Genomic DNA, 12404 nt, shown 5'->3' on the forward strand with positions numbered 1-12404 from the left:
GTTCACCGCGCTCGCCGTACTGCCGCTCGTCGTGCTCGTCGAGCTGGGCGTGGCCGTCGCCGTCGGCGTCCTGCTCGACACCATAGTGGTCCGCTCGCTGCTGGTGCCCGCGCTCGCGTACGACATCGGGCCGAAGGTCTGGTGGCCGGGCCGGTTGTCGCGGTCGCACCGCGAGGGCGACCGGGCCGGCGCGGGGGTGGACCGTGCCTGACACCGACGTGGTGGTCGTCGGCGGCGGCCTGGCCGGTCTCGCCGCCGCCCGGAGGCTGCACCGGGCCGGCGTGCCCTGGCGGCTGCTGGAGGCGAGCGACCGGCTCGGCGGGCGGGTCGCCACCGACCGCGTCGACGGGTTCCTGCTGGACCGCGGCTTCCAGGTGCTGAACACCGCGTACCCACGGCTGGCCGGCCTGGTCGACGTCGGCGCCCTCCGGATGGGCTGGTTCACACCCGGCGTGCTGGTGCGCCGCAGCGACCGGCTGGAACGACTCGTCAACCCGCTGCGCGAGCCCGCCGGCGCGCCCGCCACGCTCACCGCCGGCATCGGGACACTGACCGACCGGCTGCGGTTCGGCGCACTCGCCGCCGGCTACGCGACGCTGCCGGTCGGGCGGCTGCTCAACACACCCGAGACCAGCGCCGAGAAGGCGCTGCGCCGGGCCGGGCTCTCCGACGCGATCATCGAGGAACTGCTCCGGCCGTTCCTGTCCGGCGTGCTGCTCGACCGCGAGCTGGCCACCTCCAGCCACGTCCTCGCGGTCATCATGCGCTCCTTCGCCCGGGGCCGCATCGGCCTGCCCGCGGACGGCATGGCGGCGCTGCCCCGGGCGCTCGCCGCGCCGCTGCCCGCCGAGCTGATCGACCTGAACACCCCGGTCACCGAGGTCGCGCCCGGCCGCGTCCGCACCCCGTCCGGCGAGATCACCTGCCGCGCCGTCGTGGTCGCGGCCGACCCGCCGGCGGCGGCCACGCTGCTGCCAGGGCTGCCGAGGGTACGCATGCACGCCTACACCACCTACTACCACCGCACCGACACGGCGCCACTGGACGAGCCGATCCTGCTGCTCGACGGCGACCGGCGGGAAACGATCGCCAACACGGTGGTGGTGAGCCGGGCCGCGCCCACGTACGCCCCCGACGGTCAGCACCTGGTCGCCACCTCGGTGGTCGGCCCGCAGACCCCGCCCGAACCGGTGATCCGCCGCGAACTGGACCGCCTCTACGGCCGCTCCACCGCCGACTGGACCCACCTCACCACCATCACCGTGCCGGACGCGCTGCCCGCCGCCCCGCCGCCGCAGGGCCGCCTGCGCAAGCCGGTCGCGCTCGGCGACGGCCTGTACGTGGCCGGGGACCACCGGGACAGCCCGTCCATCCAGGGCGCGCTCGCCAGCGGCTGGCGCACGGTCGGTGCCGTCCTCACCGATCTCCGGCGCGCGTAGAGCCGTTGGCCGGTGGGTTGCGCGTTGTTATCCTCGCGTAGCCCATCGTGCTGTCGCGGTAGTCTTTCCGCCCGGCCGGTGGTGGTCCGCGAAACGATCGGCGGGTTACGATCCGGCGCGGTGACGGGGCGGTAGCTCAGCCGGTTAGAGCAGGGGACTCATAATCCCTCGGTCGCGGGTTCGAACCCCGCCCGCCCCACCAAGCCGTTTCTCCAGCTCAGCCATGGTGCCGACGGCTCGGGTGCACTGCGTCGAGGTCATGGCCGCCTTCACATTGGCCCCTCCGCCACCGCGACACTGGCCGCCGTTGTGCCGCAGCTCGTGCGGCGTCCGGTTCGCAAGCTCGATCGACGCCGAAGCCCGGTCGAAGACCCGGCGACGGAAGTTGTTGTTACGCAACACCTCGCCCGTTGGGGATGTGAACACCAGCTCGTCACCGGGGCACATCAGCGGCCGTCGGGACGTGCGGTCTGCCGATGGGTGGTTGGTTCGGAATCCTTGGTGTCAGGGGACCGACGGAGGCCAGCGATGCCTGCGCCAGTCCTCCCACGTCGCGAATTCTGCCGGCGGGCAGTCGACGGGTTCACTGCCGTCGAGTTCCCCTTCGGTCGGGATGCTGATGAGGGCAGCCCACCTGTCGAGTTCCTCGTCGGACATGTGCCACGTCGTGTGCGGCTCTTCGGCTTGGCGTTGGTCGAGTCGTCTCCGTTGCTCGGCCGGTGGGAGTTCGAAGTAGCGCATCTCCACCGCCGCGCCGAGGTCGGCAGCTGCCTGCCGTAGCGCGGAGCGCTCATCTCGACCCCAGAGGCCGAAGTCGATGACGACGTTGATGCCGAGATTGAGGGCGCGCAGCCCAATCTCGATGAGCCGTCCTTCGATCACGTCCGAGGCCGACGGCGGGTTCGCGAGGCCGTACAGGGCCTTTACCCACTCGTCCTTCGTGAGGCGAAGAGCCTGCTCCTCGGCTTCTATGCGCCGCGCTTCTGTGGTCTTCCCGGTGCCTGGCAGTCCTACCGTCAGGAACAGAGTCGGTCGTGTCGTCATCGTTTCCCCATCTGAACGGTCGCGCCATCATCGCTGACGCTCGCTCATGCCGCGACCAGCGCGTAGGTGTCGCCGATCAGTTGGCGGACGAGTGTCGCGCATCAGCCGACGGAGGACACACCCCTTGCGGTCTGCGTTGCCGAATTCGGGCGGATCAAGGCGGCGCAAACAGGCCGCGCCGGCCCGCCGCGCTGACGGACGCCCGACGAGGAGATCCACCGCTTTCCAGCCAGACTCGCATGGCTACTCAAGCATTGACCTGTAGTGGTCGCCAGCGTCACTGATCGGGCGGTAGTGATCGTCGGCTGCCGCTGCGTGCAGTGCGGCCAAAAGCTCGTCTGCGGCTGGCAGATTGAGTGCCTCCCGGAGCCGGTCCCGCTCCATGTCGAGCTGCGGCCAGTCAGCGCGAATGTAGTGGTCTGCCTGGGCCAGCCAGTCCCGCAACTGGCGGCCATCATCACCGAACGGCCTTGCGGTCGCGTCGTGGAGACTGGGCAGGCCAACGACGAGCGCCAGCGCATCACGCAGAGCCGAGGCGATTAGCCCACCCTCGCCTTCCGACCCGACGTACACGACCGGTCGTTGACTACCCGAGCCGACCAACATGAACGCTCCGCCCGAGGCATCCCCGGCGATCATCTCAAGGGATTCGACGCTGGCCAGGTAAACCGGCTCAACCGGTCCGTATGCCGCCCGGGAGACATCGAAATCGAACAACTTCGCCAACAGGGCCGCGATCCACGGCGTAGCGCGGATTTGATCCAGCAGAGCACGATCGGATTGCACGTCAGCGACGGTACCGCCCAGGACCGGTGGGCCGTCCCGGGCCGGTAACGGTGTCCCTTGACGGCCGCTAGCGGGCACGAGATGCAACCAGACCGCCCGCCCCTCCCAGCAGCGAGCGGTCCGCATCCAGGTCGTCCTTGCACAGATCCGCGTGCACGTCCGACGTCATGGCCGCCGGGGCGTGCCCGAGCATCCGCTGTACCGCTCGATCATCAGGACGTCATCGCGGTACGACGCCGGGGCGTGACCATTGCGCGGTGGGGCGGCCGTCGAGACGCCACGGGTGCCCGGCGACCCGCGGCCAGCCTTCAGGCGAGTTCTCCCAGTTCTCCTGCCGGCCGTACACCGTGAGGTCCAGGGCGTGGTAGGTGGTCGTCAACGCCTCCACGCCCCGCCCGGTGGTCCAGTAGGTCTCGTAGACCTTGTCGCCGTCGCGCAGGTAGCACGCGATGAACCCGAAGTGACGACCGTCGGCCAGAGCCGGGTCGGAGTCTTTCGCCGAATACCAGGGGAACCGGTAGCCCATGAACTCCGCGAACGGGGCGCTTTCGTCGTAGGGACCCTCGCAGAACACGGCGTAGGTGACGTCCCGAGCATGCAGGTAGTCCAGCGTCTGCATGTGACAGGTCGAGAAGGTGCACCCCTCACACTGATGCTCGTACGGATTGCCGTCGTGCCACATGTGGAAGTACGCGATGAGCATCCGGCGGCCCTCGAACACCTCCACCAGTGGGGTGTCCCCGCCCGGGCCCCGCACCGTCACCGTCGGCATCAAGGTCATCGGTAGCTGACGACGAGCGGCTGCGATCGCGTCTCCTTCGCGGGTGTGGGCCTTCTCCCGTACCAGCAGTTCGTCGCGCTTGCGCAGCCAGGTCTCCCGGTCGACGACCGGGGGCGCGGCGGCGCTGGACGCGGGGGTTGCCGTCATGACTGTCTCCTTTGTGGAGTGGGGATCGGTCACAGGTACAGACGACCGAGCCGGCGATTGTCATCGGCGACCGATGACGGATGGGGGCCACGGTCGTCAGTACGGTTGTGAGCACCACTCAGCCCCGGGGAAATCACATGTCCGACTCGCCTGACGAGCAGGCGGTCTGGCTGCAGCGCGCCTTCGACGAGCACCGGCGTGAGCTACACCTCCACTGCTACCGCCTCGTCGGGAACGTCACCGACGCGGACGACCTGGTGCAGGAGACCTTCCTGCGTGCCTGGCGGGCTCGCCACCGCTTCGAGGGTCGGGCGTCGGCGCGCACCTGGTTGTACCGGATCGCCACGAACGTCTTCCTCGACAGCCGCAAGGCGGCCGGTCACCGGACGGTGCCGTACGGTGATCCGCTGGAGTGGTCCATCGAGCTCGGTCCCTATCCCGACGCCCTGCTGGCCGACGACGCGCAGGCCGGTCTCGCCGCTCGGGAGACCGTCGAGCTGGCCGTGATCGCAGCGCTCATGTACCTGCCGCCGCGGCAGCGGGCGGCCTTCGTGCTGCGCGACGTCCACGGCTGGACGCCGCAGGAGATCGCCGTCGCGCTCGACACCGCCGTAGCGGCCGTCAACAGCCTCCTCCAGCGGGCCCGCCACACCCTCCGGGGGCGCGCTCCGTCGGACCCGAAGGAATGGCGCCGCCCGCAGCTCACCAGTGAGGACGAAGAGATTCTGCGCCGCTACGCCGACGCGAAGGACCCGGAGACGATACGGGAGTTGCTCGCCGAGGACGTACGGATCACGATGCCGCCCGAGCCGCCGGTCGTCGGGATCGACGCGGCCGCGGAGTTCCTCGGCCGACCGCTCGACTGGCGTACGTTCCCCACCTCGGCCAACGGGCGCCCGGCACTGATCAACTATCTCCGCCGGCCCGGCAGCCGGCACTACGAGGCGTTGGTCGTCGACGTACTCCGGATCGAGAACGGGAAGATCGTAGAGAGCAACGCCTTCATCGGTGCCCGTCACGTCGCCGCCTTCGGCATGCCCACCACGCTCAAGCCCTAGACAAGTAGGCCTCAGGCTCAGGATTCCTACGAACTCGGCGGTTTGGTTCCGTCGCAGGGGACACCGACACCTAGTTGTATGTGCGCCGTCTGCCCCCGCGACGTGATGGTGAGCGGTAGGCAGGCCGGCCGCGCAACCCAGGTGCCGCCGACGAAGGCCAGCCACTGAGGTCGGTCATCGACAGGTGCGCAGGCGCGCACGTGGGCGCTCATGGCCGGCACCACTGACGAGCCCCATCCGAGACGCGCCTTGTCCTCCCAGCCGGCTGCCACCCGAAGATCGACCACTGCGCCGCCGCGTACGACCAAGCCCCATTTGGCGAACAGTCGGGCTGCCGGGTCCGGTTGCCCCGATTCCGCTACTTGAAGCACCGGCCGGGCAGGTACCGCGACGTCCTCTCCCACGAGCCGATAACCCGCCGGCGGTTCCGTGATCATATCGACCGATTTGGTGCACGACTCCTGCCCGGCGCCCACGTCAGCTGACGGGGTCGCGCTGGGGTCGGTGCCCAGAGACGCAGTTGGCGCGGGTGGTCTGGCCTCACCCTGGCCGGTACCGCTTGAGGACGTACAAGCTGCCGGCGCCGCCATCAGGAAGATGCTGAGCGCCCACCACACCATGCGGCTGGTCCTTCTCACGCGCGTCACCTCCTGAACGGCGAGGCCATCACCGGTAAGGGCACGACTCGTGAAGCGTCACCGTACCCGAGGGCGGGTGCGTTCGATGCCGCCCATCTGAGCCTGCGGCAGCCCGACCAGCTAGACGCGGGCCAGTTCCGCGATGTGCGGACCCACCGCGGAGATGAGCTGAGGCGAGGAATGGTTGGCGGCATCACCGCCTACGCTGCCGGGATGAAGGCGGAAGCGGCGCCGGCCATGCCGACGGCGGACATCGACAGGAGACGGGCGTGAGCAGGCGAAAGGTCTTGCTTGTGGCCGTCGGCCTACTGATCGCGCTGCTGCCGTGTGCCCTGGCCTGGAGGTCACTGTGGCCGGTCCGCATCGACGCTCTGTGCGGCGTTTTCCAGTCCCGGCAGGGTGGGGTCGTCAAGATCGAGCCAGACCGTTCCTTCACGGTCTCTGCGGCCGTGTTCGGTCCGAACGACACGGTTTCCGGGAGCGGCCAGCTGCGCCCGGGTGACCTGGCAGCGGACGGCCATCTAATCCTGACGATGAAGGATGCCAAGGTAAGCCTTGAGCTGGATACGCGGCGCAGTTGGCGAGGGAATGTGAGCCTGTGGCACTGGGCCGACGACCCGGACACCGGGGAACGCGAGACCTTCGTCCAGAAGTCTGCCTGCTAGTCCGCGTCCAGTCCGCAGGGGTCCACCAGGAGTAGTGATCGATGCGAGATGCCGTAAGGCATCGGCCCAGTCCTCAGTAGAGCGCGATATTCGACCAGAAGTCGTGTTGCTGACAATCGAACCGGCCGAATGCCTGATCCTGGCATCAGTGCGCGAACGCCAGGATCGATTTCAAGCCGGTTGAACGATCCTCGCGAGTTGCGGGTGTGCTGCCGGTCGATCCTCGACGCATTGTCGCGTCGTCTGCATTGTCCCGCTGACCTCTTTTTCCTTCCGTCCGAAGGAGTGCTGTGCCAGTTACCAGGCAATTCGCGGTGCATGGAGCGGATCCGGTTCTCATCGAGGTCGATGGCCAGGACCTGGATATTCGTGGCGGGAGCGCCGGCATCGGACCGGTGGGCCGCAGCGGTCGTACCGAACCGAGATCCTTCGAGGAGTCCCTTCGGAGCGTCCGCGCGGCGGCTCTCGAGGCCATGCGTGTGTTCCGCGAGGACCTGGGGCCGAGCGAGGTCAAGCTCACCTTCGCGGTGAAGATGACGGCTGAGATGAACGCCGTCATCGCGAAGACCGCATACGAAGGAAACCTCGGTGTCGAACTGGTCTGGCGACGGGAAGACTCCGCACCGAAATGATCACCTCCTCTGAACCCTGGCGGCTGCGGATCCGAGCCACGACGAATGATGGTGCTCCGTCGGAGGTGCTGGGAACCGCATTCGTCGTGGCGCCGGGCGTGGCCCTCACGTGCGCTCACGTGGTCGAGGGCCGGGTCCGGTGCTGGGCGGAGGCGCCGGGGGGCTGGGGCTCGGGCCAGGTCTGTTCCACCCGCTACGCGGTGCCGGGCTGGAGTCCGGGCCGGTACGACGGGACCGACGTGGCAGTCGTCGACGTGCCGGAGAGCTGGCCTGCGGCGCCGCTCGGGCCCAGTGCGCCGCCGCGGCCGGAGACGCCGCTCGACGCGCTCGGCTTTCCGGAACAGTATTCGGCGGCGGACGACCGCGGTCAGCGGACCCGGGTCCAGGTCATCGGGCCTGATGAGACCGGGAAGCTCATCCAGGTGAACGGTCTGCCCGGATTCGACGGCCAGATCCAGCGCGGATACAGCGGCGGCCCCGTTGTCGACGTCACGTCGGGCCGCGTCGTCGGCATGGTTTCGACCGCCGACATGGACAAGAGGCTGCGGATCTCGTGGATCATCCCGCTCGCCACGCTGGCTGAGGCCTGGCCGCCGTTGGCGGACCTGCTCCCGGAGCAGATCCGCGTCGACCCGGAATTCGTCGAGGCGGTCGCTGCTCTCAACAATGGGGCGTACGCGCGGGCCCTGGAGCGCTTCAACACGCTCGTGAACATGTATCCACGCGAAGTCGATGTCTACTACTACCGGGTGCTGGCCGCTCTCGGCGGCCGACGCCCCGGCGGGTACCGGTACGAGGTGATCCGGGCGATGGAGAATCTGCTGCAGATCGGCATTCAGATCGAGCCCGGCCGTACGAGCAACCATTTGCGAGCCCTCTGGGCGCTGATCATCGAGGACTACTACGAAATCCGTGGCATTCCGACCGACCGCTCCAGGCTGCGCGGCCTTCAGGCGGCGCTGTCGGGCGTCGGCAGTGATCGCGCCCGCGAGATCATCAACCACGTTCCTGCTGTCGAGTGCCCGACCTGGCAGGGGCTCAGCCGAAACCAGGGGATCTGATGCATCCTGAACAACGCGCAGAGCGAGCCGGCAAGTATTTCGCGCCCGAACCGTCCACGCCGGTAGCCCAGTACGTCAAGCTGGCATTCGGTGGCGGACTCCTGCTGATGGCCCTGGTGATGTTCGCCGTCGGTGACGCGGCGATCTGTCTCGGATTCCTCTGTGGGGTCGGCGGCGCGGTGCTCGTCGTCCTGGGGCTCATCGGGCTCCTGAACTATGCGGAGGCGCGCCGGCGCGCCTATCCCCGGGCGACCGATCAGGAGATGGACGCCTGGCTGTACGGGGCCGAGGAAGCCATCGCGCAGATGGGCTACCGGCGGCTGAACATCCACCCCACCGAGCTTTCCCAGGGCAGGCAGCCCTATCTCGTCTTCTACGGAATCCCCGAGCTGTTCTCGGTTCTCCCGTTCCACTGGAACAGGGGACGGGACGGCAAACTCCGCTACTCCGCGTACAAGATCATGATCGTCTACATGTCGAACTGGCGCCTGCCGGTGTACGAGTGCGTGCTCGACATCGCCACCGGGTTCACGATCCGCGACTCCACGAAGGAGTACGCGCTCGGCAACGTGGACGGGATGGAGACGTCCGCGGACCGGGTGAGCGTCTTCAACGAGCAGTGGAAACCCGGCTCCGACGGCAACAGCGGCGGGGTCTTCTCGGGAGCCATCGGCAACGGGCCGAACATGGGTGCACAGTTCGGGCACTACACGCAGCGCCAGATCATCAAACTGCTCGTCTCCGGCCGGGTGGCTGTCGACCTCTGGCTGGGGATCGCGCCCAACGAAGCGATGGGTATCCAGGGTGTGACGGAGCCGTCCTCCGTGGACAGGATGATCTCCCAACTCCGCGAGCACTTGCGGGAACACAGCGGCGCCGCGTATCCCGACGCGCCCGCGGCGTTGAGTGGACCCGCTGTACCGTCGGGTGCGGACCCGACCGCGCTGTTGATGCCGCCGCCGTCCGAAGGCCACACGACCGAGCCGCTCCGCCAGCGTCCTCCTGGCGAGGAGAACGAACAACGCCCCGCGTGAGTCGAGCGCCTCGTCCGTCGTGCGAGTCCGGGCGGCGGACGGGGACGGCGATCAGCCCGTGCGGTTGGTGGCCATCCACGCGGTCGCGAAGTCGACCAGGGCGCGTTGGCGCATCAGCCTGGCCGTCGCGCTGCCGACCCGGCCGACCGTCGCGCCGCCGGTGGCCTCGAAGTCGGCGCCCAGCCGGTCGAAGTCGTCCTCGTCGGTGACGACGTCGGTCCACGTGGTCCACCGGCTCGTTCCGTCCGGCAGCCGTACCGCCGAGCCCGTCACCGCCCGCGGCGGCGACGCCTGCCGCCATTCCGCCAGGTGCAGCGAGGTGTTGGAGCTGTGTTCGCAGCCGAGCAGCAGCACCTTGCCGCCGAGCCGGTAGACCGCGCCCAGCGGTGAGCCCTCGCCCAGCGCGTCGTCGAGGCGGTGTCCGTCCACGACATCGGCGGCGTGCGCGCCGAGCGCGGCGAACGACACCTGCGGATGGTCGCTGCGGCGGGCGCCCGGCCAGGTGCGTACCGTCTCGGCGACGGCGCCCATCCACCGGCTCGGCGTGCGCGCCGGGTCGAAGCCCGGGGTGTGCTCGCGGATGACGGGCCACCACGCCTCCGGTACGGGCGGATGCCGCCACCCGGCCGGATCCGTGTTGTCCGGCGTGTGCGTCGGCACCACGAGGGTGCCCTCCGGACCGAGCGCCTCCAGCAGCGCCAGCACCACCGCGTGGGTGCCCCCGGCGACGAACCCGAGACTCCGGTACGACGAGTGCAGCAGCAGGACGTCACCGGAGGTGACGCCGAGCGTGCGCAGGTCGTGCGCGATCGAGGCGACGGTGTGCGGTGCGGCCTGGTCCACGCGGCGCAGTGTAGGCGGGGCCCTGAGCAGGATTCTCGCCGATTCCGGGATAGTGGCGGCGTCCCCGCGCGTCTGTCACTGGTGAACGAGGAGACGAGGGTGGTGCGGTGGACGAGGACGAGCGGGCGGTGCTGGCCGAGTTCGTGGCGAGCCGGGCGCCGGCGCTGATACGGGTCGCCTACCTGCTCACCGGCGGGGGATGCCGGTTCACGTAGTCGCGGGCGCGGGGGAGCGGATCACCCTAGTACTGGTGCGGCATGCGGTGATGGCGAGCAGGTGCGCCTCCCGGTTCCACCCGGCGTGGTCGAACGCCCAGTCCGCCCAGGTCGCGTACACGTGGAAGACCTGGCGCTCGCCCGCGAACCGCAACCCCGCGAGACCGATCGGCCGGTCCGGGTAGGTGTCCCGGCACACCCAGGCCGTTCCCGCGGCGTACGCCGGAAGACGCCCGCTGCCGTCACTGCCACCAGCGCACCCTAGCCGAGCGGCCACGTGGCGCGTGGACCCTCACACGTGCCGATTTGAACCCGATTGACATGTGGGGTGGGCGGCGGGGGAGAGTCGGGCATGCGTTTTCAGGTGTCCACACCGCCCGCCGTTCCCGCCGGTACGTTGGCCGCCGGCCCGCAACCGACGTTGCCCGCCGAGGGCGGCCTGGTCCTGCGCCCCTGGGCGGACGGGGACGCGCCGACCGTCCTGGCCGCGTACCAGGATCCGGAGATCCGCCGCTGGCACACCCGCCGGCCCGCGTCGCCGGAGCAGGTCCTCCAGTGGTTCGCCCACTCCCGTCGATCGTGGCAGGAGGAGACGGGCGCGAGCTGGGCGGTGACCCGGGGCGACGAGGTGGTGGGCCGCATGACGTTGGGCGGCGTCAACCTCGACGACGGCGAGGCCGCGTGCGCGTACTGGGTGGTTCCGGCCGCCCGCGGCACCGGCGTGGCCTCCGGCGCGCTGCGGGCGCTGAGCGCGTGGGCGCTCGCGGACGGCCGGCTGCACCGGCTCTGGCTGGACCACTCCACCGGCAACGTCGCGTCGTGCCGGGTGGCGGTCAAGGCCGGGTTCCGGCTGGAGGGCACCAAGCGCAGCGCGGCCGTGCACGACGACGGACGGCACGACATGCACCTGCACGCCCGCGTCCGCGGGGACGACTGACCGGGTCACGACTGCGCGGCGGCCACCTCCCGGATGCGCCGCAGCGCCTCCGCCCGGTCCATCCCGGTCGCCTGGAGGATGTCGCTCGCGGCGGTCCGGACCTGCCCCACGATCACTGTGCCGGACAGCCCGGTCCCGGCCAGCTCCGCGCGCGTCGCGGCCGCCACCGCGTTCAGCGCGTGCCGGCGGGCGTCCTCCGGACCCTGGTCCGCGAGAACCTCGTCCTGTACGGCGTGCACCGCCGCGCCGAGCGCCTCCACGGCGTCCGGCAGGCTCTCCGGGATCGGCTCCCCGTCCTCGATCAGCACCACGGCCCGCCGGGCCAGCACGCGGGTGTTCCAGACCGCCTGGTCCACGTCCGGCGCGCCGAGCTGGTAATGCTGAACGGATCGCCGCCTCGGCCACCGGGCCGGGGCGAGGTCGACGGTTTCCTTCGCGCCGCCGAAGACGTCCCAGAACCGGCCCAGGTCCGTGCCGATCGCCTGCGACCGGCTCAGCGCCCGGTCGGCCAGCTCGTGGTCGCGCCGCCGCAGCGCGGTGGCGGTCGCCGCGAGCTGGTCGGCGAGCTGCCGCAACGTCGGCGCGGCCACCCGCCGCATGACCCGCAGCGGGTTGATCGGCACCAGCAGCAGTGTCACCACCAGGCCCACGCCGCCGCCGATCAGCGCGTCCACGAAGCGGGGGAACTCCAGCGTGTGCCGGGACGAGGAGAGCGCGCCGAGCAGCACCGCCGTACCGCTGGCGTTGCCCACGATCCCGCCCCGCGTACTCAATGCCAGCGCGACCAGGACGGACGCCGCGACGATCACGCCGGTCTGCCACACCCCGGCGCCGACGGCACCGATCAGCAGGTCCGACACGATGATGCCGAGCGTCACCCCGGCGAGCAGCTCGACGGTGTTGGAGAGGCGGCGTCCGAACGACGAGGTGATCACCGCGACCGCGGCCGCCGGGGCGAAGATCGGGCTCGGCATGCCGGTGACCCAGCGCGCGACGGCCCAGGCCAGCGCCGCCGCCAGACCGGCCTGCACGGCGAGTACGGACTTGACCCGCAGCTGCTGCATCCGGTCCCGCCCGGCGGCCCGGCCGCGCTCGTTCACGCGCTCCCACGCCTCGTCGAACCG

General features: G+C 70.0%; 14 protein-coding genes and 1 tRNA gene. 9 read left to right on the plus strand and 6 right to left on the minus strand.

Annotation, left to right across the window (positions count from 1 at the left end):
- From KBX39_RS09225 to KBX39_RS09235, 3 genes are all read left to right on the plus strand, one after another.
- Positions 1 to 211, plus strand: a 211-nt coding sequence (locus tag KBX39_RS09225; RefSeq protein ID WP_210870012.1) for an MMPL family transporter, incomplete at its 5' end; no start/stop codon positions are given.
- Entirely contained in the window at positions 204 to 1439 is a 1236-nt protein-coding gene (locus KBX39_RS09230) for an FAD-dependent oxidoreductase (protein WP_210870015.1), read from the plus strand. The genes KBX39_RS09225 and KBX39_RS09230, both read left to right, overlap by 8 nt.
- A 125-nt stretch (positions 1440 to 1564) precedes the next feature.
- Positions 1565 to 1641 (plus strand) — tRNA-Ile (locus KBX39_RS09235).
- Positions 1642 to 1943: 302 nt separating this feature from the next.
- On the opposite strand, the gene KBX39_RS09240 is transcribed toward KBX39_RS09235, so the two are convergent.
- The 3 genes from KBX39_RS09240 to KBX39_RS09250 all read right to left on the minus strand — a co-directional run bounded on the left by KBX39_RS09240 (position 1944) and on the right by KBX39_RS09250 (position 4197).
- The gene (locus KBX39_RS09240) at positions 1944 to 2483 is read right to left on the minus strand and encodes an ATP-binding protein (RefSeq protein ID WP_210870017.1); all 540 of its coding nucleotides are present in this window, start codon (positions 2481 to 2483) and stop codon (positions 1944 to 1946) included.
- 243 nt (positions 2484 to 2726) lie between these two features.
- On the minus strand, positions 2727 to 3269 hold the full coding sequence (locus tag KBX39_RS09245; RefSeq protein WP_210870019.1) for a hypothetical protein: 543 nt from the start codon (positions 3267 to 3269) through the stop codon (positions 2727 to 2729).
- A gap of 220 nt (positions 3270 to 3489) precedes the next feature.
- A complete protein-coding gene (locus KBX39_RS09250) occupies positions 3490 to 4197 on the minus strand; it encodes a DUF899 family protein (protein ID WP_210870021.1) in 708 nt (235 codons plus the stop codon).
- Positions 4198 to 4334: 137 nt separating this feature from the next.
- Between KBX39_RS09250 and KBX39_RS09255 the strand changes: the two genes are divergently transcribed.
- From KBX39_RS09255 to KBX39_RS09275, 5 genes are all read left to right on the plus strand, one after another.
- Positions 4335 to 5255: an RNA polymerase subunit sigma-70 gene (locus tag KBX39_RS09255; RefSeq protein ID WP_210870024.1), complete on the plus strand. Its 921-nt coding sequence runs from the start codon at positions 4335 to 4337 to the stop codon at positions 5253 to 5255.
- 907 nt (positions 5256 to 6162) lie between these two features.
- Positions 6163 to 6558 (plus strand): hypothetical protein, encoded by a 396-nt coding sequence (locus KBX39_RS09260; RefSeq protein ID WP_064448191.1) that lies wholly within the window; start codon positions 6163 to 6165, stop codon positions 6556 to 6558.
- A 290-nt stretch (positions 6559 to 6848) separates the two neighbouring features.
- Entirely contained in the window at positions 6849 to 7190 is a 342-nt protein-coding gene (locus tag KBX39_RS09265; RefSeq protein WP_210870026.1) for a CU044_2847 family protein, read from the plus strand.
- A complete protein-coding gene (locus KBX39_RS09270; RefSeq protein WP_083297045.1) occupies positions 7187 to 8251 on the plus strand; it encodes a serine protease in 1065 nt (354 codons plus the stop codon). Before KBX39_RS09265 ends, KBX39_RS09270 begins: the two co-directional genes overlap by 4 nt.
- A complete protein-coding gene (locus KBX39_RS09275) occupies positions 8251 to 9285 on the plus strand; it encodes a hypothetical protein (RefSeq protein WP_124778941.1) in 1035 nt (344 codons plus the stop codon). Before KBX39_RS09270 ends, KBX39_RS09275 begins: the two co-directional genes overlap by 1 nt.
- A gap of 51 nt (positions 9286 to 9336) precedes the next feature.
- On the opposite strand, the gene KBX39_RS09280 is transcribed toward KBX39_RS09275, so the two are convergent.
- Both KBX39_RS09280 and KBX39_RS09290 read right to left on the minus strand, forming a co-directional pair.
- Positions 9337 to 10128, minus strand: coding sequence for an aminoglycoside N(3)-acetyltransferase (locus KBX39_RS09280; RefSeq protein WP_210870028.1), 792 nt, complete (start codon positions 10126 to 10128; stop codon positions 9337 to 9339).
- Positions 10129 to 10335: 207 nt separating this feature from the next.
- The gene (locus KBX39_RS09290; protein ID WP_247660013.1) at positions 10336 to 10542 is read right to left on the minus strand and encodes a hypothetical protein; all 207 of its coding nucleotides are present in this window, start codon (positions 10540 to 10542) and stop codon (positions 10336 to 10338) included.
- A 153-nt stretch (positions 10543 to 10695) separates the two neighbouring features.
- Here KBX39_RS09290 and KBX39_RS09295 point away from each other — a divergent pair, with 153 nt between their 5' ends.
- On the plus strand, positions 10696 to 11280 hold the full coding sequence (locus KBX39_RS09295) for a GNAT family N-acetyltransferase (RefSeq protein ID WP_043329118.1): 585 nt from the start codon (positions 10696 to 10698) through the stop codon (positions 11278 to 11280).
- 5 nt (positions 11281 to 11285) lie between these two features.
- On the opposite strand, the gene KBX39_RS09300 is transcribed toward KBX39_RS09295, so the two are convergent.
- Positions 11286 to 12404: aromatic acid exporter family protein (locus KBX39_RS09300; protein WP_210870030.1), on the minus strand; the 1119-nt coding region annotated here is incomplete at its 5' end.

It is taken from the genome of Micromonospora sp. D75 (assembly GCF_018070405.1).
Classification (GTDB): Bacteria; Actinomycetota; Actinomycetes; order Mycobacteriales; family Micromonosporaceae; genus Micromonospora; species Micromonospora chalcea.

Coding starts and splice junctions, on each gene's coding strand:
- KBX39_RS09270 (WP_083297045.1), top strand. CDS start 7,187: ATGATCACCTCCTCTGAACCCTGGCGGCTGCGGATCCGAGCCACGACG.
- KBX39_RS09250 (WP_210870021.1), bottom strand. CDS start 4,197: ATGACGGCAACCCCCGCGTCCAGCGCCGCCGCGCCCCCGGTCGTCGAC.
- KBX39_RS09240 (WP_210870017.1), bottom strand. CDS start 2,483: ATGACGACACGACCGACTCTGTTCCTGACGGTAGGACTGCCAGGCACC.
- KBX39_RS09275 (WP_124778941.1), top strand. CDS start 8,251: ATGCATCCTGAACAACGCGCAGAGCGAGCCGGCAAGTATTTCGCGCCC.
- KBX39_RS09255 (WP_210870024.1), top strand. CDS start 4,335: ATGTCCGACTCGCCTGACGAGCAGGCGGTCTGGCTGCAGCGCGCCTTC.
- KBX39_RS09295 (WP_043329118.1), top strand. CDS start 10,696: ATGCGTTTTCAGGTGTCCACACCGCCCGCCGTTCCCGCCGGTACGTTG.